This window comes from Polyangiaceae bacterium, assembly GCA_020633205.1.
GTDB lineage: Bacteria > Myxococcota_A > Polyangia > Polyangiales > Polyangiaceae > JAHBVY01.
Genome location: JACKEB010000017.1, coordinates 168,166 through 188,452, shown reverse-complemented (window position 1 = coordinate 188,452; position 20,287 = coordinate 168,166). Strand labels below are relative to the sequence as shown.

Sequence of the window (20,287 nt, the reverse complement as noted above, 5' to 3'; positions counted from 1 at the left end):
TCGCTGCAAGTTGCTGGCGGCACAGGCTGGCACGGTGACCGCACGACCTGGGGCAATGGGGAGCACGAAAGGCAAGAGAAGAGGCCGCGTGGTGTTCAGCGCGGTCTGGCTCTCAGTCTTTTCAATGATACTGACACGGCGACCCCCGGGTCGCGCCGTAGCGGCCGACTGGGGGCTACGCTTGGGGAGAACGCTGCGTCAGAGTGCGGGGATGCGTTGTTTGGCGAGCGTGCTCGGGTTGCTGCTGTTGGGGTGTGTCGGGACCCAGGCTCCGGGGGGCAGCGTGGCACCTGTCTCCTCGGAGCCGTCGCCGTCTCCCGTTCCCAGCGCCGCTCCATCCGTATCCACGGGGAAGCAATTGGAGCAGCTCCGGCTGCCGCCCGCGCGCAAGGAGTCGTACTGCCCTTGGAGGGGAGTCGAATCCGACGAGGTGGACGCAGCGAACCAAGAGCTGCTCCTGAACGGCGCCGAGCGCGCTCGCGCGCTAGCCACGCATCTCCCATTCGGCGAACCTCCCCCCCGAACCGAACACCAGCGGCTGCGAGTGCTGAAACAGTTCGTGATCCAGTACGACCCGGAGCTGCGAGGCCCCATCTGGACTGCCTATCGCTTGGAGCCCCACGACGTCGTGGAGGCGGAGCGGCTGGATGCTTTTCGTGCGGATCCACTTCTCGACCCGGACGTGCGCGCTGAGTGCCGCGACTACGAAGAGCCGATCTTCGACACTGGGCATCTGGTGCCCCGCGCCGACATGAACCGCAGCGAGAGCGCGATGCTCAACACCTTCTTGCTGTCGAATATGACGCCACAGCACTGCGCGACGAATCGCGGGCCGTGGCTCGTGCTCGAAGACCTGGTCAGGCAGTGGGCAGCGAAAGGTCCGCTGCTGATCTATAGCGGCGCGGTATATGACTGGTATGCGCCTGAAGGCCAGGACCCACCAGAACAAGTGCCGCGTATGCACTCACCACGTTACCCTGAGGAAATGGGCGAGGTGAGGCGTGTTGCGGTGCCTTCGCACCTCTTCAAGATCGTGGTCCGCCTGCACCCCGCTGGCGTTCATCGTCCCTATGAAGGCTTGGCATTCCTGATTCGGAACTCGCCACGCAAGGTGCCAAAGCAGAGGCTGAAGAGCTTCCTTCAGAAGGCACTGGTGGCCCCCGGTACACTTCAGCGGCTGACCGGCGTGCGGTTCTTTCCGAGGCTGCATCGAGACGCTCTTGCGCTGAAGGAAGCTCTGCTGAGTCGCAAAGCCGAGACCCTATGGGACTACGAACAACTCACCCCGCAGCTCGCAGGGCCCTGCAAGGACGACTCCGCCGAGTATTAGTGCCCGTGCTAGCTTCGGTGGGCCAGCGCGGAGCGCTCAAGGTAGTGGAGTGAAGGAAGTGAACATGCCGAGCAAAAAATCCGTACCGGATCACACCGCGGTGCGCGTCGCACTGTGGCGTGCGCTGCACGTCGAAATCGATCCGGAGCCCCACGTCTTCAACGACACCATCGGCTTGCAGCTCGCGAACCCCGGACCTGACTGGCGTAACCGTGGGGATATGATCCCGCAGGACAGCGGGATGGGGCGCGTCTCGATCATCACCCGCGCGCGCTTCGTCGAAGACCGAGTGCTCGAAGAGCTCGAGCGTGGGGTAGCGCAGTACGTGATCCTGGGGGCAGGGCTCGATACGTTTTGCCAGCGCCGACCCGAGTTGGCCTCTCGGTTGCGGGTGTTCGAAATCGATCACCCGGACACTCAGGCTTGGAAGCGCGACCGGCTGAAGGATCTCGGATACAGCGCCGAAGCGCAGCCAACCTTCGTGCCCGTGGACTTTGAAGCAGGGGAGTCGTGGTGGGCGAAGCTGCAGGCGGCGGGTTTCAACACAGCACAACCCGCGATCGTGGCCTCCACGGGCGTCAGCATGTACCTCACGCGAGAGGCCATCGTGGCTACGTTGCGAGAGGTCAGCGCGCTCGCGCCGGGCTCGACGTTGATCATGACGTACATGTTGCGTCACGAACTGCTCGGCGAGTGGGAGCGGAACCTCCGCGTGCGGATCGAGGCGATGGCGGCGGAATCGAATACGCCGTTCATCAGCTTCTTTTCCCCGCAGGAAATCTGCGCGCTAGCGAAGGAGTGCGGCTTCAAGAGCGCGGACTACGTCTCCGCAGACGAGCTGACCGAGCGCTACCTGCAAGCGCTCGGCCTGCGTCAGCTGCAGTCGGAGCAGCTCCTGGTCGCCAAAAACTGAGCGCCTACTTCACTTGCTCGGGGACGCAAACGCCGTCCTTGCACTTCTCGTTGCTCTCGCAGGCCCCGTCGTCCTGACACGGCTTGCGGACGATCTTCGCTACCCACTGGGCGATGTGATTGCCGGTGGTGATGTCTTGGAACGGCAGACGGAAGGCAGGTGCTGCAGGGTCCCCGTTGCCCACCTTGGTGGGATCGAACGCCGCCATCCAGAGCTGGGTCGTACCACCCGCAGCGAGGCGAACACCGTACGCGCGGTTGCTGGAGAAGGTGAAGTACATCACCGGGTGCGCGTTCGCGGTGTGCACGCCGGGCGCCCACTTCGGCCAAGAAGACCATCCGGGATCGCTGACAGCGCTCAGGCGTGTGGGAGCGCCGCCCGCCTTCGGCACTACCCACAGCTCGCCATCCACGGTGTTCGAGAACGAGTCCGTGTTGCTCGCCGAGCGATTGTACAGCACCCACTGGCTGTCCGGTGACCACGCTGGGTAATAGTTGTTTTCCCCCTGCGACTGCACGAGGAGCGTGCCCGTACCAAATTGCCCTGAGGAAAATGGTGCGGTGTACAAGCTGCCACCGGTGACCCCTGGGACTGGGAACACGGGCGGCGTGTTCGGCGCTGAGTAGACCAGGGTGGAGCCGTCTGGGGACCAATCCGGCATGGTGCCATTGGCGACGACCTGGGGATTCACGTCGAAGCCGCTGTTCGCGTCGCGCCAGCCAATGGATGCCCCGTTGGAGTAGAGCAGCTGACCGCCGTCCGGCGAGAAAGAGAAGAAGTTGCCTGCGCCAGCCACGGGTCCGTTGGTGCCCTGCACCGCGGCCTTGGTCGCGATGTCGAACTCTGTGTAGGGTGCGGGGGCAGGCACGTCCTTCCCTACCACGATCTTCTTTCCGTCCGGAGAAACCGCGTGGCAACCAACACACGTCAGGGCGCCTGCTTGTTGCGGGGTCAAGAAGAGCTCCGCAGTGGCCAAGGCGTAACCAAAGTCGTAGCGCTGGATCACGCCAGCATCGTTCCAGTAGTAGAGCCCGCCGACGATGTCCTCGAGGCTGAAGGAGATCTGGCGCTCCTCGCTGGTGCCCACCGTTCCAGGGTTCGTACCATCGACGCCGCGCATCGAGTAGGTCACCGGGGCCGCACCACGAGCGCCGTCGGCTAGCTTTTCCCAGAAGGTTTGGTCGGGGGTATAGACACAACCTTGCCCCACCGCGTTGCAGCCCATGTAGACGATGAGTTCAAGTTTAGCCGTGTGGAAAGTGACCTCGAAGAGCGTCTGCCCTCCCCCAGGGATGAAGTGCAGCTCGAGGCTGTTCATGTTCGGCGGCACGATCACGCCGCTCTCCGGGTAGACCCACTCCGGCGCTGCCGCGACCGGCTCACCACCGAACTTCGTCGGAGCGTCGTCCGTCGCGCCTGGGCCGATCACCACGATCGTCTCTTTTTCGGTGCCGCCGTCGTTGCCCCCGCCGACGCCAATGATCGCGCCGGTCCCACCGCTACTCAGGCCACCGCTGCCGGAGCCGCCCTGTCCGCTCACCTTGTTGGTGTCGCCGGAGCTCGCCGAGCAAGCGGCGGCTGCAATGACGCTTAGGGTCAAACCGAGGGTTGCGATGCGTGAGCCAAGCATGCCTTGGTGTCACCGCTTGCCTGCCTGCGGTCAAGGCTTTACCGCGCGGGATCAGTCGGTTGCCAGGCTCACCCGAAACGCGGTCTGCTCGTCTTCGCGCTTGGGGTCGCGGATGGCGTCGATCAGGGCCGTCATCTCGCCGAAGCTCATGTCCCCCGGCGTGTGCAACACGGCGAGATCTTGCTCCGCGTCGCCTTTGCCGCGGTGCATCCCAAACTCCTTCCATTGCTCGGCTACACGCTGGTCCAGGTCGACGTAGGCGAGCTGTCCCTCGCGTTCCTTGGTGCGCTTTTCCAGGTCGATTTGACTGATCACCGTGTCGCCCTTGCGCCAGCTCAAGGTCAGCTTGCTACGACTCCGCGCGTCGACATGGAAGATCGTCGGCTTCTCGTCTCTCACCACGCCCGCTTCTCCGGGCGACTTTGCGGTCGCTTCGAGGCGACTCTGCGCGGACCACACGGCGGTCACCAGCAGGAACGAAATCAAGCACAGCAAGAAGTCGATGTACGGCACCAGCGGTACCTCGTGATTCAACGCTCGCTTGCTCGATCCATGTCCCACGCTGATGCCTGCCATGTGTGCGCCTCCAGGTTTGGTCGTGGCTCAGTGCCAACCGTCCGGTGCGGCAGACCCCGGATGTGAGAGCAGCCTTGGGTTGGGAACGAAGTTCGATTCTCCGCGGAACTTTATGCACAAGCACGCAGCCCTGGCCGTGACCTCAAAGCGACTGGCGCAGGGCGCTCGCGACGCACGGCGCACACCACGCATCCAGTGAATCTCCTCGCTCGGCGCGCCGCTTGAGTTCACTCGAGCTGATCTCCGAGCGGTTCGGATCCGCACTTAGGAACCACGTGGAAATTTCCGGCGCCAGCCCATGGTTCAGCGTCGCAAGCTCTGTCTCGTAACCGGCGTCTGTCTGGTCGCGGATCCCTCGAAGCAAGTAGCGGGCGCCCACGCTGCGCGCGAAGTCCACGGTGTAGCCGCGGGTGTAGGCGACCTCGACCCCCGGCAAGTCAGCCAGCGCTTCTGCGATCAGGCGGATGCGTTCGGGGCCGGTGAACAGCGGCTGCTTGGTGGGGTGAATTGCCACCAAGCACACCACCTTCGCGAACAACGGGAGTGCTCGTTCCACGACGCTGCGATGCCCCAAGGTGATTGGATCGAAGCTACCGCTGTACACCGCGATCTCCGAGCGCAAGTTCCGCAGATGCTGCTGCAGAGGTTCTCCATGGGTTTGGGGGTGAGAACCAACGGGCTCAAGCCCGTGCTCAGCCAGCGCACTCTCTACCGCCTTGGACATCCTGGCCTCCCTGCGCGTTTCGTTGCGCGATAGTAAATTGGTTGAGTAACCAATTTACCTCATCCTGGAGGATTGCCAAGCAGCGGCCTTGAATTAATTTGGTTGAGCGACCAAACTAAGACCCAAGATGGGCAGGCCGAGCAACTCCGAAGAGCGCCGCGGGCAGATCGTGGAGGCGTTCGCCCGCGTGCTCGCGGAGCGCGGCTACGAAGGTGCGACCATCAGCGAAATTGCCCGAGCGGCGGAGCTTCGTTCGGGGCTGATCCACTACCACTTCGGAAGCAAGCACGAGATCTTGCTGGCGCTGGTGGAGCGTTTGCAAGAAGGCCTCGAGGCGCGCTATCGGAGCCGCTTGGGTGAAGCCTGTGATCCTGAGCGCGCTCTCGAGGCGTACATCGATGCGCATGTGGCGCTCGATGACGCTAGCGACGCGAGTGCTGTCGCTTCCTGGGTGCAGATCGGGGCTGAGGCGCTTCACGACACGGATGTTCGCGCGCTCTACAGCGAAGCTTTGGAAGAACGCGTGGGTGAGCTACGTCGGCTTTTCAGCGACGTGCTGCGTGCCCGTGGTGCGTCGACTCGCGGCGCCAAGGACTATGCGGCGGTGGTGAGCGCCGCCATCGAAGGCAGCTTTCAAATTGGGTGTGCCGCCCCGAATGTATTACCTCGCGGATTCGCGGCGAAGGCCATTCGTCGCGTCGCTCGCGGACTCTACGAAGGCCAGGAGGCGTGAGACCATGTCAGACGACGAAACCAGGCTTGCTGAGCTGAAGCTCCTCGCCCCCATCTCCTATCAGCTGGAAGTGCCCGCAAAGCACCCCAGCTGGCAGCGCCTAGCCGAAGCGTATAGCGCGCCGCCGCGGGCTTATCACAACCTGGGACACGTGGTGGCCGTCGCACGCGCGTTTGGCCGCATCAAGAGTCAGCTCCAGCGCCAAGCCGAGGTCTACGCGGCTGTGCTGTTTCACGATGCGATCTACGAGGTCGGCAGTGAACACGCGGAGAGCAATGAGGTGCGGAGCGCGCACTTGTGTCACGAGTTGCTCTCCGGTGCGCTCTCACCCCAAGGTGTGGACCACGCCTGCGACCTGATCCGTGCGACGCAGTACCACCTGAAGCTTCGCGGGACCGCGACGGGTGACTTGGCATACTTCCTCGATTGCGATCTCTCCATATTGGGCGCTGACGAATCGGGCTACCAGCGCTACCTGGATGGTATCCGTGAGGAATACAGCTACCTACCGCCAGGAGCCTTTGATCTCGGACGCATGGCGTGGCTGCGGGGCATGCTGGGGAAGACACGGGATGGGGAATCCCATCCAGGGCAGGCCGACGGGGAGCCGCGCATCTTCTCTACTGAAGCATTCGAGAACGGGCTCGGGGAGCGTGCGCGAGCCAACTTGCGACATGAGCTCGCCCAGTACGAACGCGCAGGTGGCGGACCGATGTAGGCAGGAGCGGGCGTGCGTTTCCGCGGCATGTTGCCACGTCGTTAGTCTAGGCAGGGTGCTGCTAGTCGCGTTGTCACGAGCCGCCTTGACTGACATCGGGCGCCTCATAGACTCCCGCCGGTGCTTAACAAGGTCTCGGTCCGGGCGCTGCTCGTTGCTTCCGTCTTAGGCTGTGCTTCTTTGGTTGGGTGCTCGAGCACGGCGGTCAACGTCAATGACTCGACCGGTGGCGCAGCAGGCGCTGGAGGGAGCGTCGGGGGAACGAGCGGCTCGGGCGCCAGCGCGTCGGGAGGCAGTGCGGGTTCGAGCGGCAGTGCGGCATCCGGAGGCAGCTCCGGTTCTGGCGGTAGTGCTTCGGGGGGCAGCGCCGGTGCGGGGGGTAGCAGCGGTGGAAGCGCAGGTGCCGGCGGGGCGTTTCCGTGCGACACCGCAGCGGCCTGGGGGACGCCTTACAAGATTGATGGCGTGAACAGCGCGAGTCACGAATCGCGCGCCTGGCTCTCGGAGAACCGCCTCGAAATCTACTTCGGAAGTGCCCGAGGCCTGAACGGTGGTTCGCCTACCGGCGACTTTCATTTTCACCTGTTTCACGCCTCGCGCGACCTGCCCACGGGGGCGTTCAAGACGCCGGATCCGCTCCCGACAGCCATCAACTCGAACAACGCGGACGCGCCGTGGTTTAGTGCGGACGGCAAGACGCTCTACTTCTCGCGTCAGCTTAGCTCCCACTGGGACATCTTTTCTGCCGACTGGGCGAACCAAGCCGCACTGGATCCCAAGGGCGTGCCTGATCTAAACGACACAACTTATTCGGACTGGATGGGGAGCTTCGTGAGTGACGCTAGCCTGATCTATTTCAGCTCCGAGCGAATCGGTGGAGGCGACCTATTCGTAGCCTCAGCCGCAGCGAACGGTGGCTTCGACCCGCCCAAGGCGCTCGATGCGTTGAACTCGACCACCGCGAACGATGCGAACCCGGTCGCGCACGGGGCGCAGACGCTCTACTTCTCGTCGGATCGCTCGTTCCCGGGCGCGAAGGGGTCTTCTGACATCTACGTCGCGCGAGCGAGCGGTGCCGCCACCGGGTTTGACTCCATTGAACTCGTGGAAGAGCTCAACAGCCCGTTGCGCGATGTCCCATCGTGGGTCTCTGCGGACGGCTGCACGATGATTCTGAACAGCGCGCGTGACGGGGACTGGAATCTCTACTTCGCAGAAAAGCCCAAGCTCTAGCGCGGTCGCTTCTCTCAGAGCTCGAGTAGCATCCAGCTGTCGCAGCCAAAATGGCCCGTGGCACCCCGCGGCTTGTCCAGCGGCTGGAAGCCGAGGGAACGGTAGAGCGCGCGTGCCCGTGTCATGTGCTCCAGTGTCTCCAGGTAGCAGTGAGTGAACCCCGCTGCCTTGGCCTGCTCCAGGACACGGACTAGCAATTGTCGCCCGACGCCGTGACCGCGTGCTTCCGGGAGGAAGTACATCTTGCGCAGCTCGCACGTCTTGCCCTCACCCCCGGCCAAGGGCGCAAAGCCTCCTCCGCCGACGACGCGTCCCTCACGCGTGACCACGTAGTACGCCGCGCGTTTGCCTCGATAGGCCTGTGACATGTGATCCACCTCGGGATCGTTGATGGCATATCCAGGGCCTTCCGCGCCGTACTCCGGCATGACGCGACGTATGATCCCGGCGATGTCGGGGTCGTCGTCTGCACGGCACGGCCGGATTTCGAACTCTCGGCGCGAGCGGGCCCGCTGCAACGCTCGGGCGTAGTTGGCCATGCCCTCCACGATGCTCTGTCGAGTCTCTTCGCTCAGGTCGTCGAGGGCGCTCTTCACTTGCCCATCGGCAAAGTCGTGGATGCGCCGCAACTTTTGCTTGCCCTTGGTCGACAGCACCAGCGGCCGCTTGCGTCGATCGGTCGCGTCTCGCTCGCTGATCAGTTCCGCGCGCTTGAGCGAGGAAAGGACGCGGGAAATACCAGACTTGTCCAGCTGGAGGCTGTCGCACAGCTCCCTCGCGGTTCGCACCCCATGGTGCCCAAGCTCGATCAGGACGTGGCACTGCGCAGGCGTCACCCCAAGATCCGAGAGCTTGCTGTCCAGCATCCCGAGCTCTCTAAATACCGTGCGGGATGCTTCGCGCAGCTGAGCCACCTGAGGCTCTTGCGTTGGAGCGCGTGGGGATTCGCCCCGTCCAGATGTCCTTGGACTCATATGGTTGACTAGATCAACTAGTTATCTGCTGGCGTCAAGCGTATACATGCACGCTCGCGTTGCTTGGGCCAGTTGACCTGGGGCGAGTCCCGCTGGAAGATTCTCAGGTGGGGGATGCTCGCATCGCGCCGGACGTCGCTGCCAAGGGCAGCATCGTGTTGCCCATGATCAAGCTGATGCGGCAGAACCGCGCCCGCGCGCTTGAGGTGCTGCCTCCCGACTTGCACCACTACCTGGATGAACGCGTCATCGTGACTCACTGGTATCCAGGTGCAGATCACCATCGCCTGACACAGGCGATGGGCGAGCTCGTCAGCGGAAACTGGGAGATGCTCGGCCGCGGGCTCGCTCTCGCAGAGCTCACTGGCGCCTACCGGCACGTGCTCAAGCCCCGTGAGCCCGTTCGCACCCTGCGAGCACTGCCAGGCTTGTGGAAGCTCAACCACAACACCGGTGAACTCGACGTGCAGTGGAATCCGCCGATGGCGACCGTGGTCGTGTCGGGCTGGGGCCTCGCGCTGCAGGAACATGTATCGATCATGCGAGCGTACATGCTGCAGCTACTCGAGCTCTGCGAAGCAGTGAAGCCTTCGGTGCGCGTGACTCGGCACGAACCGCCGCCAAACTCTCTGGTAATCGTCGAGTCGGAGTTCGGCGAACCCGAAGCCTCTAAGTAGGCGGCGCGGCCTGCTGCTTGGCGTGCCGTCGACGTCGCACTAGGCATGCTATTTCCGCAAAGAAACGAACCAGGCCTTCGACGACGAGGGTGGCGGCGCTAGAGAGCACGACGAAGCCGGCCCACAAGATGCGCGGCTTGGCCAAGATCTCGAACGTCGCTGCCATGAACACAATGAAGCCTGCCGCGAGGTTGGCCAAGAGCCCCAAGGTAGCCGGGAACAGCCTCCACGCGGGATCGATGCGCACGCTCCGCCAGAGCAGAAACAGTGTGAGCACACCGAGCCCCAGCAAGAGCCAGATCGGTGGACCAGCCAAGAGTTCCCAGCCGCTCTTGACGTAGACCGTCCCGGGCTGACCGTTACAGGCACCGTACTCCACGCGCTTCCAGTCGAGTGGCAACAGGGCCGCGATCAGCGCCAGGCAGACCGGTCGGATCCAGACGTTCCTCGGTGGGCGGTCCTGGAACTCAGCTTGCTCGGATTGCACCTCGCTAATGTAACCCGACAACCTGCCAAGTTCCGTCGACCAGTCGAATGTCGACGTCTTCCGCTGCGGGTCGTTCCGGCAGCCCCGGCATCGTCAAGATGGGCCCGCAGCGGGCGACGATGAAACCAGCGCCGTTCGACACATCTAGCCCAGTGACGTGCAACGTGTGACTGCGCGGGCGGCCGATTAGAGTTTGGTCATCGCTGATTGAGAGGTGCGTCTTTGCAAGGCACACCGGGAGCCCATCGAGGTTCCAGCGGCGAAGCCGCTCCAGGTCTGCCTGGGCCGCCTGACTTAGGTCGACTGACTCGGCTCCCAATATCCGTGTGGCTATGCGCTCCAGCTTCAGCTCTAGTGGGTCGTCGCTTGCGTAGGCGTGGCGGATGCTGGGCGCAGGGGCGGCGAGCAACTCGCTGACGCGCGTTGCGAGCTCTTCGCCTCCTGCTCCCCCAGCCGTGAAGACGTTCGCCTCTGCGCACGGGACGTTGAGCTCTCCCAAGCGCTGGCGGAGCAACTCGAGCTCCTGTTCTGAGTCATCAGGGAAGCGATTGATCGCCACGACGGGTCTTTCGATGCCAAGTCCGCGCAAGGCGTCCAAGTGGGCCTCGAGGTTTTCGATCCCCGCGGCAACTGCATGTGCGTTGGGCCCTTGGGCGAAATCGGCACCACCGTGGTGCCTCAACGCACGGATCGTCACCACGCAAACCACCACGTGAGGGGCGAAGCCCTGGCTGCGACCCACAAGGTCGATGAACTTGAAGCCTCCGAGGTCGAAGGCGAACCCGCCTTCAGTCACCACCACGTCGGCCAGGCGGAGCGCGAGCCGGGTTTGAATGGAGGAGCTAGTGCCTTGGGCGATATTGGCGAACGGGCCGCCGTGAAGCAGCACGGGGTTCCCCTCCAAGGTCGTCACCAAGTTTGGGGACAGCGCATCTAGAAGGACTGCCGCCATGGCGCCGTGTACGCCCAGCTGTTCCGCGAAAACCGGTTCCCTGCGGATATTTTCACCGATCACGATTCGACCCAGCCGCTCGCGAACGTCTTGGGGGCCGTTGGCCATGCAGAGGACCGCCATCACCTCGCTGGCTGCCGTGATGACGAAGCGATCTTCGCGCTGCGGACCACGGCGAGTCGCGAGCCCAACTTGTAGCTTGCGCAGCGCACGATCGTTCATGTCCAGCGTGCGTGGCCAGAGGATCTTCGAGGGATCGAGCTCGAGGGCGTTGCCTGCGAAGACGTGATTGTCGATGACCGCGGAGAGCAGGTTGTGGGCCGCGCTGATGGCGTGAATATCCCCAGTGAAGTGCAGGTTGATGCGCTCGGAGGGGATGACGCGTGCGTTGCCACCGCCGACGGCTCCGCCTTTGCGCCCGAAGAGCGGTCCCATCGAGGGCTCTCGCAGCGCGCCCGCTGCTTGGATACCCTGCCGACAGAGCGCGTCCACGAGGCCCACGGCGACCGTGGTCTTACCTTCGCCCGCGGGGGTGGGGGTGAGGGCGGTTACTAGTACCAGCTTACCTTGCCGCGCGGTAACGTTTGCCAGTCGTTCGGGATCGAGCTTCGCGATGTCGGTGCCGTACCAGCGCACTGCCTCAGGCGGTACTCCAAGTCGGCTGAGCGCGCGCTGCAGTGGCGCGCCAGAGGGGTGATTCATGTCGACCTTCTACTACGAGAAGGACTGCTTAGGCGTCACCCAGTTCTTCGAGTAGCTCCGCCCAGCTCTCCCCGGAGTCGACCATCAACTCCTTGGCGATTTCTTCCAGCGCCGCTCGTTCGTCCTGGTTTACTGCCTCGGGTTGGTCCAGTGCGCCCGCGGTCGTGCGTGCGATTGCCTCTGAGTAGGCCAGCAGCTGGGGCAGCTCGCTGAAGTCCACTTCCATGTCGTCTTCCGCAGTGGACAGCAGGTGCAGATCGTGGAGGCCTTCCTTGAAGTACTCCTTCGAAGGCCGCTGCTTCAGCCAGCCGTCGAGCACGTGCGCTCCTCCAGCACTGAGCTCGAAGTGACGAGCGGCGAGCGAGTGGATCCGCTCGACCTGTACATCCTCCATCTTGCCGTCAGCCCAGGCCACATAGACCAGGGGGAGGAGCTTGATCACCCGGTAGTCGTCGGGGTCGATGCCGAGATGCTTGAGGGAAGCCTTGAGTCGATCGCGCTGCATGATGAGCCCTCCGGTGCATCCGTTGTGCCAGTGCAACGGATGCGCGTCGCAGCCTATTCCGGGCAGGTCGGGCCGTGAAGGCCGCGCAGCCAGTGCGTTGGTTGACGTTCGGCTCGCAATCTTTGCTGACACGCACCACCGAGCGAACGGTGCTCAAAGGTGTGATGGCTCATTCCGCCGGTTGCTTTCGTAGTACTCGCTTGAACGGTCGTTTGGCGACGGCCGGGCTGGGATTGGGTAGACTACTGCATGTGAAGGCATTGAAGTTCGGGGTGCTCGCTGCGCTGTGTTTTCCCAGTTTTCTGCTGGGGGCCTGTGGTTCCGACGACGGCAGCACGGTTGGTGGCGGAAATGGCGTGTTCGGAGGCAGCGGCGGCGTCGGCGGAGGCGGCAGCGGCGGTACGGCTGGTGTTGGCAACGGCGGGAGCGGCGGCTTCCTAGACGGCGGCGGCGACGTCATTACCGCTCTATCGATCGATCCGCCTTCCGCGACGCTGACATCGACCGATGGGTCTCAGCCCACGCAGACCTTTCGCATCGTCGCCACCCTCCAAGGGGGAGGAACGAAGGACATCACCGACGCTGATCTCTCCCTCTCCCCCCTATCCCTCGGCGTGATCGACCCTGCAAACGGCGTCTTCACGGCGAACGGCATCGTGGGCGGCGCCGCCGTTCTGACCGCGACCCTGGCAGACAACTCCTCGGTCAGCGCGACGGCGAATATCACGGTCAACCTCGACCGCACCTTGTTCGCGGGCGGCGCGCCAATGGATTCCGACACTCATTTCGGCACGCTGGTTCAGGATGCGACCCGTGCCGCTGGTCTGGTGTATCCCCTCGACCAGGCGGTGATGCCTCAGAATGTTTACCCTGCGGATATTCAGTGGTTGAACGGCGCGCCGAACGACATCTTCCGAGTGCGGCTGTCCAAGCCGCATGCAACGGTCACCGCGTACGTCTTGCATTCCGGTGCGGGTTTCAACAACGACTACTTGGTGGATGTAGCGGCTTGGCGAAGCATCGCGCAGACCGATCCGGATGATCCGGCTGCGTTCACCGTCGATCGCTGGGACTCTGCAGCGAACGAAGCCATTCAGGCTGACGCCCCAGCAAACGTCACCTTCGCGAAGGGCGCTCTAACCGGCAGCGTCTACTACTGGGACATCCAGGATACGCGAATCAAGCGCATCGATGACGGTACGGGAACCGCGGTTTCTTTCATGCCGACCCCACCGGCCAGCTCCGGTGGGGGCCAGAACTGCATCGGTTGCCACTCCGTCTCGAACAGCGGTCGCTACATGGCCGGTCGCTTGGGTCCGGGTAACAACATCGGCGGCGTTTTCGATCTCACCGCTGACCTCACCGGTAGTCCGGCACCTTCCCTCTGGCCCATCAACGACGGCTCACTAAAGTGGTGGGATAGCTCGTGGAGCCCCGACGACACCCGTTTGGTTGTGAGCTTCCAAGCCGACTCAACGAGGGACATCAAGATCTACGATCCGTTTGCTGGCACTGAGGTATCGGTAACCGGGACATTGCCGCACGGATTGCAGCCCAGTTGGTCGCCGAGTGGGAGCAAGATCGCGTTCGTCTCCGAGCCGGACAACTGGGGCGGGCAGCTGACCTCGGGGAACATCTCGCTCCTCGATGTCACCGGACCGGATACGTTTGGCGGTGTCACCCAGATCCACGTTGGCTCATCGCTTTCCGCTCAACCCGAAGGTGGCGTCGCCGACAGCTACCCCACCTGGGCTCCTGACTCAGCGCGCGTCGTGTTTGCGCACGGAACCGGTTCTCGCAGTGATGCGCCGGACGGCAAGGTCTCGGCGCTCTACATCATGAACGCAGACGGCAGCAACGTGCTCCGTCTCGACAAAGCGTGTGGTGCGGGTGTTGACAACTTCCAGCCGAACTTCTCGCCCTTCGATGAGGGCGGCTACTACTGGGTCGTCTTCCTCTCGCGGCGCGACTACGGAAACGCAACCGCCGGTACCCGTGGCACTCAGCGTCAGCAACTCTGGGTTGCTGCCATCAATAAGGACGGCACCGTGGATCCCAGTCACGTGCCGTATTGGTTGCCGGGGCAAGATCCCCAGCACAAAAACATCGCCGCGTTCTATGCGCCCCGTGCATGCCGCCAGGATGGTGACTCCTGCACGGTCAATGGTGAGTGCTGCGGCGGCGACTGCCGGCCGGATACGAATGGCACCCTGGTCTGCGCTCCGCCTCCGCCGGAGAAATGTCGCAAGTTGAACGAGACCTGTTCAAGCTCCGCTGATTGCTGCGATGAGCGTGAGTGCGTGAACAACGTCTGCGTCGATCAGATCCCCAAGTGAAACGAGGCGCCGCACTTCGCGTGGCGGCGTCGAACAAATTTGGGCCATTCCATGTTGCCCGAAGGACGCGTGCCGGACGCCGGGTCGAGGCGAGCCTCCGTGGGCGTGGGTTGCCCTGTGGCAAGACGCGAACCTGAGTCTGGGACTCACGGTACGTCTCAATGGAAGGCGCCGCTCCGGGCGCTCGTATCTAAGGGACAGTGCTGCAGACGCAAGCCAGAGTCCTCTTGCTCTCGCTGCGGTCTGCGCTACCCGCGCACCGCCAATCGACGCGAAAATTGAAGGAAGCTCGCGTAGCGATTGGCCAACTCGCCGCTTTCAGCTTATGAGCGCCAAGTAAGAAGTTAGCCTTCCTACTTCATAGAATCCCCCATGCGAACCCGCTCCGTCCTGCTGCTTGCCAGTCTGCTTTGCACCTCCCCCGCGATGGTGAGCGCCGCGCCTTCTCAAGACGCCGCGGTCGCGATGTCGCTCTACAAGGAGGGGCGCGCCCTCGTGAAGCAGGAGAAGTGGGCTGAGGCGCTCGAGAAGTTTCAAGCGAGCCAGCGCCTGAACCCGACTTTGAAGGCTCACTACGAGATCGCGAACTGCTACGAGCAGCTCGGTCGTACGGCGAGCGCGTGGTCTCACTTTCTGTTGTTGGCCGACGAGAGCAAGGTCGCGGACCAAAAAGAGCGTGCCAGGTACTCCAAGGCGCAGGCGGATCGACTGGAGCCGAGTCTGGTGCGCCTAACGATTCGAGTCGGCAAGGCTGTACCAGACCTGCGAGTGACGCGGGGGGAGACCGTCGTTTCAACCGCGGAGCTGGGGACAGCAGTTCCGGTGGATCCAGGCAAGGTGCGCGTGACGGCGAGCGCGCCTGGCTACAGAGAATTCTCTGCGGAAATATTCGTAGACGCCGACAATCCACAGGCCGAGGTGGTGATCCCCGAGCTGGAGGCTTTGCCTCGAAAGCGTAGGGCGTCGCCCGTCACCAGCGCAAAGCCGTCCCCAGCTTCGGACGACTCGGCTGCGCCGCCCGCCGTCCCTCACGATGACGGCAGCTCATGGGGGGCGCAGCGAGTGATCGGAGCAGGAGTGTTTGGTGTCGGCGTGGTATCCGCGCTGATTGGTGGCTACTTCGGCTTGCGCGCCATCGAGCTCAATCAAGACGCCAAGGACGCTACGGATCCAAAGCGTCGCGGGGAACTGAACGACGAACGCTTCGCCAAGGGGGACCTCTCGACGGGATTCTTCATCGCTGCCGGTGTGCTTGCGGTTGGGGGCGGGGTGCTCTACCTCACGGCGCCCGACGCTGCTCAGCAGGCTGCGGTGGAGGTGTCGCCTCATCAGGCCCGACTGCTCTGGGGAGCTCGCTGGTGAGCGACTGGCTCGAGCCAGGGCTGGTCATTGACGGCCGCTATCGACTCGAGCGGCGCCTCGGCACGGGCGCGATGGGAGAGGTATGGGTCGCGGAGCACCAGCTCTTGCGTTCCCCATGCGCCGTCAAAGTGATCCGTGCGGATCACACGAACGAGGACGCGGAGGCCCGATTCTTACGCGAGGCCCAGGCTGCGGCCCGTATCCCCAGCACACATGTCGTGAAGGTCTTCGACTTCGGGATCTTCGAGGGGAACCCCTACCTCGCCATGGAGTTGCTTCAGGGGGAGGCGCTGGACGAGCGATTGGCACGGGTCAAGCGCCTGAGCTTGGCGGACACGGCTCGAATCTACCGCCAGGTCTGCCGGGGAATCGAGCAGGCGCATGCCGCGGGCATCGTGCACCGCGACCTCAAGCCGGCGAACCTCTTCCTGACGAGAGACGGCGACTCCGAGGTGGTGAAGATCCTCGACTTCGGTATCGCCAAGACCCTCGGGGTGGACTGGAGCGATGATGAGTCGACCGCCGCGGGCCAGCTCTTAGGTACCCCTTACTGCCTCAGTCCGGAGCAGGCGATGGGGAACGCGATCGACTATCGTGCTGACCTGTGGTCGCTCGGCGTGATCATGTTCCAATCTTTTACCGGGCGGAAACCTTTTCGAGGAACCAACCTCACGGATCTATTGGTCTCCATCTGCACCGCAGACCCGCCGAAGCCGAGTGAAGTCGTGGAGTGTCCGGTCGAGCTCGACCAGTGGTTCGAGCGGGCTCTCCAGCGCAACCCCGCGAACCGCTATCAGTCCGCGAGTGAGCTCTATCAAGCGTTCGCGGCGGCCATTGGTATCGAGACCCACGCGTCCGTCGACGAGTCCATCCCTCCACCCGCGATCGCCGCCGTTGAACAAACCCCGGCGCAGCGGCCGTCGTATGAGTCGACGCAGCACACCGCCGCGTTGAACGTGAGCGCTCCGCGCCGCTCGCGTTGGGGTGGCCTGGTCGCTGCAGGCAGCGCGGCGGTTGTCCTGTTGGGCGTGCTGGGTTGGCGCCTCGCCACGGGTAGGGCAGGGGACGCTCCCGACGCGGGGGCAGCGCCGCCTGTGCCTTCCGAAGCACTGCGGCCTGCTCGCCTCGCGAGCGCATCGCAGGTTGCGGGGGAAACCGTAGATGTGCCCAGCGCGGAAGTTGCACCCCTCGCTGATAGCGCCGAGCCAGCGCCAAGCGTCGAGGCAGCCCCGAGCCCCACCCAGACTACGCCGCCCACACCAACCGTTCGGAAGCCTGGAAAGCGTGTGCCAGGAAAACCGCAGAAGGAACCGGCAAGCCCGGTCGACGACGACAACCCATTCCGTTGAGACAGGCTTTCAACGCGGACCGCGTTGCTGGCAGACTCCGCCCCGCAAGGAGTCGGTTCATGGGATTACGGTTTGGCTTGGTTGGGCGCGCGATCACTCTGAGCGTCGTGTTCTGCGCGCCTGTCGGGGCGCAGCAGCCGGCGCCGTCGCCGCAGCCCTATCCTGCGCCGCAGCCGTATCCTGCGCCTCAGCCCTATCCGGCCCCGCAGCCCTATCCCGGTCAGCAGCCTTATCCCGGTCAGCAGCCGTACCCAGGTCAGCAGCCGTACCCAGGTCAGCAGTATCCCCAAGCGCCTTATGGCGTGCAGCCACAGCCGCATGGCCAGCAACCCTACCCACAGCAACCTCCCGGGGCTGCGCCGCCTGCGGCCCCGGAAGAAGAGGAGGACAGACAGTTCGCGGGCTCTGTCGGACTCAAGCTGCTCCTCGGTGGTAGTGTCTGGTCGACCCCCGACAATGTTCCCGACGGCTACGAGGGACTAGGCTTCTCCGGCGTGGGAGGTGGTTTCGCGTATGGCGGCGCGCTGTACCTCGAGGGGCGTATCGCAACCTATCTCGGGCTCGAGTTCGATTTGGGCTACGACGACACAACGCTGCGGCGTCAGGTGACGTTCGACCAGGTCGTGGACGGTGACGAGAGCTTTGAATCCTCGGGGATCTACTTTGGCTTTCTGGTGAAGGGTGTCGTGCCGACGCAGTTCGGGCGCTTCTGGGTTGGCTTGGGCCCCAAGTTCGTGAACCCAAGCTCCAACGAGGCGAAGCTGGACAGCAAGGACATTCCAATCGATGCCGGAGCGGTGCAGGCGAAGGGCACGAACTCCGTCCTGTTGGACATGGGACTGGGTATCGTGATTCACGCGACGGACACGATCGAGGTGCCGATTGAGTTGCGCGCTGCAAAGAACCTGAGTCAGGAAGCGAACTGGGAAGATCGCGTCAACGTGAAAGGGCGGGACGCTACGGGTCAGGTCACGAGCTACGAGGTCACCGCGCAGAGTTCTTGGGACTTTCGGCTCGGCATTGGCCTCGGCGTGCGGTTCTAGCTGCAGAGTCGGGTGAGGCGACTGGGCCGCTGCGCCTCCCCCCCAAAAAATCTCACGTCACGACAGGGCGCGATCCAGTAACTCCTGTTGGATCAGGTGCAGGCCCAGGATGTGGTTCAGCAAGATGTCGTTGCGAACGGCCTTGGCATGGTCCTGCTCTCGCCTTGAATCCTCGAGGAACTGATTCACGCGGTCGACGTCGAATAGTCCTAGAGCCTTCACGTGATCTGGCGTGAGGCGCTCGCTGAGCATTTCGTCGATCGCCTGGCGCTTCTTGCGATCCGTATGAGCCGGGGGCGCCATGAACGCGAACTTCTCTCGCTCGTACAGCACCTGGGGGAGCACGCCTCGCATGGCCTCCCGAAGGACCCACTTTTCCACGCCCTGCTCGCTGATGCGCAGCCGCGGCGGCAAGGTGCGGGCGAACTCCGCGACGTGTTGGTCCAAGAAGGCTGGGCGCGATTCCATGGAGTTTGCCATGTCGACGCGATCGCCTCCCCAGGTCAGGATTTGACCTTCGAGCATGGTCTTGATCCAGGTGTACTGAACCTTGTCGAGGGGATGACGCCCCTTCAGCTTGTGTGAGTCGAGCTTGTCCGCGATTGCCTGCACGGGATCGTAGTCTTTGAGCTCCTCCAGCACGTCGTCGGCTAGCAGCGGACGCGCTTGAGCCAGCGTCAGGAGCCAGCTCTGAAGCCAGGACGGCGTGAACCCGACGAGCTCATCGAAAGCCGGATGGGACGCGTCCTCCTCCGTCAGCACGGAGCCTTTGAACACCGCGTTGCGCTCCGCCATTGCGGACTCCGCCGCCTTGCCTTGGTGCGCAAATTCCGGTGCGTGACGAAACATGTCCCGCTTGAAGAAGACGTATCCGCCGAATAGCTCGTCGCTGCCTTCGCCCGTCACGACCACTTTGTAGCCGCACTCCCGGACGCGTTTGCTCATGTGCCATTTGGCGACGCCCAGGGTGTTGTAGAAGGTTCGCTCCGAGTGCCACACCGTGCGAATGAAGCTGTCGCCGTAGAGCTCGTCAGCACCCAGCTCGAGGATCTCTTGGTCGGCGCCGGTGCTCATTGCCATCTCGGTGGCAATCGCGGCTTCGTCGTAGGCCTTGTTGTCGAAGCTGATGGTGAATGCCTTGACTGGAGCCTGTTGCAGGGCCGTGGCGAGACCGAGCATGGAGCAGCTGTCGATGCCGCCGCTCAGGTAGCAACCCACGGGGACATCCGCCTCGAGCCTTGCGCTGACTGCATCAACCAAGCGGTCTTGTACCCCGCGGATATAGGGTCGCGGATCGGGGTCCGGATCGTGATCCTTCGCGTCGGGGAAGTCCATGTCCCAGTAGCGATGGACGCGTCCCACCAAGCGACCCGCTTGCTCCTGCACAATCAACATGCAGCCCGGCTCAAGTGCGTGGATCCCCTCGAAGGAGGTCGTCCCAGGCACCATCACCTGCATCATCTGGTTGAGGGCAGCCCGCTTGTCCAATTTGCGTGGCACATCGGGGTGCGCGAGCAGCGCCTTGCACTCTGAGCCGTACACCAGGAGGTCGTTCTTCAAGTGATAGTAGAGCGGCTTGATGCCAAAGCGGTCCCGCACGAGCACCAAGCGCTTCTCTTTCTCGTCGAAGATCGCGATGGCGAACTCTCCGCGGAGGCGCTCGACGAAATCCAATCCATGGCGCATGTAGTGGAACAGAGCCGTCTCGCTGTCGCTCTTGGTGGCGAATCGCTGACCCTCGCAGACATATTCTGCGCGGATTTTTTTGTAGTCGTAAAGCTCGCCGTTGGAGGTGAGCACGAGCCCTTGCTTGCGCGCGAACAGTGGCTGCTGACCTGTCCGCAGATCGATGATCGTCAGCCGAGTGTGTCCCATGGCCAGCCCTCGATCGCGGTCAACATGGCTACCGCTGCCGTCGGGGCCGCGATGGTGCAGTCGTGCCATCATTCTGCCGAGCAGTGCGTCCGCGTTGCCGGGTAATTTTTCGGGTTGCCAGAACCCAACGATTCCACACATGGGTGGCCTCCTATGACTGGTGGTTGT

General features: G+C 63.4%; 18 protein-coding genes. 10 read left to right on the top strand and 8 right to left on the bottom strand.

Features of this window, described 5'->3' with window-relative positions:
• Nucleotides 1-211 precede the first annotated feature (211 nt).
• The gene (locus tag H6718_27200; GenBank protein MCB9589131.1) at nt 212-1,330 is read left to right on the top strand and encodes a DNA/RNA non-specific endonuclease; all 1,119 of its coding nucleotides are present in this window, start codon (nt 212-214) and stop codon (nt 1,328-1,330) included.
• A 64-nt stretch (nt 1,331-1,394) separates the two neighbouring features.
• A complete protein-coding gene (locus tag H6718_27195; protein ID MCB9589130.1) occupies nt 1,395-2,243 on the top strand; it encodes a class I SAM-dependent methyltransferase in 849 nt (282 codons plus the stop codon).
• Nucleotides 2,244-2,247: 4 nt separating this feature from the next.
• Here H6718_27195 and H6718_27190 read toward each other — a convergent pair whose 3' ends face one another.
• The 3 genes from H6718_27190 to coaD form a co-directional block, all read right to left on the bottom strand.
• Nucleotides 2,248-3,873, bottom strand: a complete 1,626-nt coding sequence (locus H6718_27190; protein MCB9589129.1) for a PD40 domain-containing protein — start codon at nt 3,871-3,873, stop codon at nt 2,248-2,250.
• Nucleotides 3,874-3,924: 51 nt separating this feature from the next.
• Nucleotides 3,925-4,449: a biopolymer transporter ExbD gene (locus H6718_27185; protein ID MCB9589128.1), complete on the bottom strand. Its 525-nt coding sequence runs from the start codon at nt 4,447-4,449 to the stop codon at nt 3,925-3,927.
• Nucleotides 4,450-4,591: 142 nt separating this feature from the next.
• Nucleotides 4,592-5,173: a pantetheine-phosphate adenylyltransferase gene (gene coaD, locus H6718_27180; GenBank protein ID MCB9589127.1), complete on the bottom strand. Its 582-nt coding sequence runs from the start codon at nt 5,171-5,173 to the stop codon at nt 4,592-4,594.
• A gap of 127 nt (nt 5,174-5,300) precedes the next feature.
• On the opposite strand from coaD, the gene H6718_27175 reads away from it, so the two are divergent.
• From H6718_27175 to H6718_27165, 3 genes are all read left to right on the top strand, one after another.
• On the top strand, nt 5,301-5,906 hold the full coding sequence (locus H6718_27175) for a TetR family transcriptional regulator (protein MCB9589126.1): 606 nt from the start codon (nt 5,301-5,303) through the stop codon (nt 5,904-5,906).
• A 4-nt stretch (nt 5,907-5,910) separates the two neighbouring features.
• On the top strand, nt 5,911-6,624 hold the full coding sequence (locus tag H6718_27170) for a hypothetical protein (GenBank protein MCB9589125.1): 714 nt from the start codon (nt 5,911-5,913) through the stop codon (nt 6,622-6,624).
• 120 nt (nt 6,625-6,744) lie between these two features.
• Complete coding sequence (locus H6718_27165) at nt 6,745-7,857, top strand: PD40 domain-containing protein (GenBank protein MCB9589124.1); 1,113 nt, start codon at nt 6,745-6,747, stop codon at nt 7,855-7,857.
• Nucleotides 7,858-7,871: 14 nt separating this feature from the next.
• Here H6718_27165 and H6718_27160 read toward each other — a convergent pair whose 3' ends face one another.
• A complete protein-coding gene (locus tag H6718_27160) occupies nt 7,872-8,723 on the bottom strand; it encodes a GNAT family N-acetyltransferase (protein MCB9589123.1) in 852 nt (283 codons plus the stop codon).
• Between the two features lie 215 nt (nt 8,724-8,938).
• Here H6718_27160 and H6718_27155 point away from each other — a divergent pair, with 215 nt between their 5' ends.
• Entirely contained in the window at nt 8,939-9,508 is a 570-nt protein-coding gene (locus tag H6718_27155; protein ID MCB9589122.1) for a hypothetical protein, read from the top strand.
• Here H6718_27155 and H6718_27150 read toward each other — a convergent pair.
• Genes H6718_27150 through H6718_27140 form a run of 3 tightly spaced genes read right to left on the bottom strand, consistent with a single transcriptional unit; the run spans nt 9,501 to nt 12,154 of the window.
• Nucleotides 9,501-9,995, bottom strand: a complete 495-nt coding sequence (locus H6718_27150; GenBank protein ID MCB9589121.1) for a hypothetical protein — start codon at nt 9,993-9,995, stop codon at nt 9,501-9,503. The genes H6718_27155 and H6718_27150 overlap by 8 nt on opposite strands.
• Before the next feature lie 4 nt (nt 9,996-9,999).
• Nucleotides 10,000-11,649 (bottom strand): formate--tetrahydrofolate ligase, encoded by a 1,650-nt coding sequence (locus tag H6718_27145; GenBank protein MCB9589120.1) that lies wholly within the window; start codon nt 11,647-11,649, stop codon nt 10,000-10,002.
• A 28-nt stretch (nt 11,650-11,677) separates the two neighbouring features.
• Nucleotides 11,678-12,154, bottom strand: coding sequence for a hypothetical protein (locus H6718_27140; protein ID MCB9589119.1), 477 nt, complete (start codon nt 12,152-12,154; stop codon nt 11,678-11,680).
• A 251-nt stretch (nt 12,155-12,405) separates the two neighbouring features.
• On the opposite strand from H6718_27140, the gene H6718_27135 reads away from it, so the two are divergent.
• The 4 genes from H6718_27135 (at nt 12,406) to H6718_27120 (ending at nt 18,244) form a co-directional block, all read left to right on the top strand.
• Complete coding sequence (locus H6718_27135) at nt 12,406-14,490, top strand: PD40 domain-containing protein (protein ID MCB9589118.1); 2,085 nt, start codon at nt 12,406-12,408, stop codon at nt 14,488-14,490.
• A 372-nt stretch (nt 14,491-14,862) separates the two neighbouring features.
• Nucleotides 14,863-15,852 (top strand): hypothetical protein, encoded by a 990-nt coding sequence (locus H6718_27130; protein ID MCB9589117.1) that lies wholly within the window; start codon nt 14,863-14,865, stop codon nt 15,850-15,852.
• The gene (locus tag H6718_27125; protein ID MCB9589116.1) at nt 15,849-17,201 is read left to right on the top strand and encodes a serine/threonine protein kinase; all 1,353 of its coding nucleotides are present in this window, start codon (nt 15,849-15,851) and stop codon (nt 17,199-17,201) included. Before H6718_27130 ends, H6718_27125 begins: the two co-directional genes overlap by 4 nt.
• 59 nt (nt 17,202-17,260) lie before the next feature.
• On the top strand, nt 17,261-18,244 hold the full coding sequence (locus H6718_27120) for a hypothetical protein (protein ID MCB9589115.1): 984 nt from the start codon (nt 17,261-17,263) through the stop codon (nt 18,242-18,244).
• A 57-nt stretch (nt 18,245-18,301) separates the two neighbouring features.
• On the opposite strand, the gene asnB is transcribed toward H6718_27120, so the two are convergent.
• Entirely contained in the window at nt 18,302-20,260 is a 1,959-nt protein-coding gene (gene asnB, locus H6718_27115) for an asparagine synthase (glutamine-hydrolyzing) (GenBank protein MCB9589114.1), read from the bottom strand.
• Between the last annotated feature and the right edge of the window lie 27 nt (nt 20,261-20,287).

Bases quoted from the DNA above. Each gene is read 5' to 3' on its own strand.
- H6718_27200 (MCB9589131.1), top strand. From the start codon at position 212: ATGCGTTGTTTGGCGAGCGTGCTCGGGTTGCTGCTGTTGGGGTGTGTC.
- H6718_27195 (MCB9589130.1), top strand. From the start codon at position 1,395: ATGCCGAGCAAAAAATCCGTACCGGATCACACCGCGGTGCGCGTCGCA.
- H6718_27190 (MCB9589129.1), bottom strand. From the start codon at position 3,873: ATGCTTGGCTCACGCATCGCAACCCTCGGTTTGACCCTAAGCGTCATT.
- H6718_27185 (MCB9589128.1), bottom strand. From the start codon at position 4,449: ATGGCAGGCATCAGCGTGGGACATGGATCGAGCAAGCGAGCGTTGAAT.
- coaD (MCB9589127.1), bottom strand. From the start codon at position 5,173: ATGTCCAAGGCGGTAGAGAGTGCGCTGGCTGAGCACGGGCTTGAGCCC.
- H6718_27175 (MCB9589126.1), top strand. From the start codon at position 5,301: ATGGGCAGGCCGAGCAACTCCGAAGAGCGCCGCGGGCAGATCGTGGAG.
- H6718_27170 (MCB9589125.1), top strand. From the start codon at position 5,911: ATGTCAGACGACGAAACCAGGCTTGCTGAGCTGAAGCTCCTCGCCCCC.
- H6718_27160 (MCB9589123.1), bottom strand. From the start codon at position 8,723: ATGCTGGACAGCAAGCTCTCGGATCTTGGGGTGACGCCTGCGCAGTGC.
- H6718_27145 (MCB9589120.1), bottom strand. From the start codon at position 11,649: ATGAATCACCCCTCTGGCGCGCCACTGCAGCGCGCGCTCAGCCGACTT.
- H6718_27140 (MCB9589119.1), bottom strand. From the start codon at position 12,154: ATGCAGCGCGATCGACTCAAGGCTTCCCTCAAGCATCTCGGCATCGAC.
- H6718_27130 (MCB9589117.1), top strand. From the start codon at position 14,863: ATGCGAACCCGCTCCGTCCTGCTGCTTGCCAGTCTGCTTTGCACCTCC.
- H6718_27120 (MCB9589115.1), top strand. From the start codon at position 17,261: ATGGGATTACGGTTTGGCTTGGTTGGGCGCGCGATCACTCTGAGCGTC.
- asnB (MCB9589114.1), bottom strand. From the start codon at position 20,260: ATGTGTGGAATCGTTGGGTTCTGGCAACCCGAAAAATTACCCGGCAAC.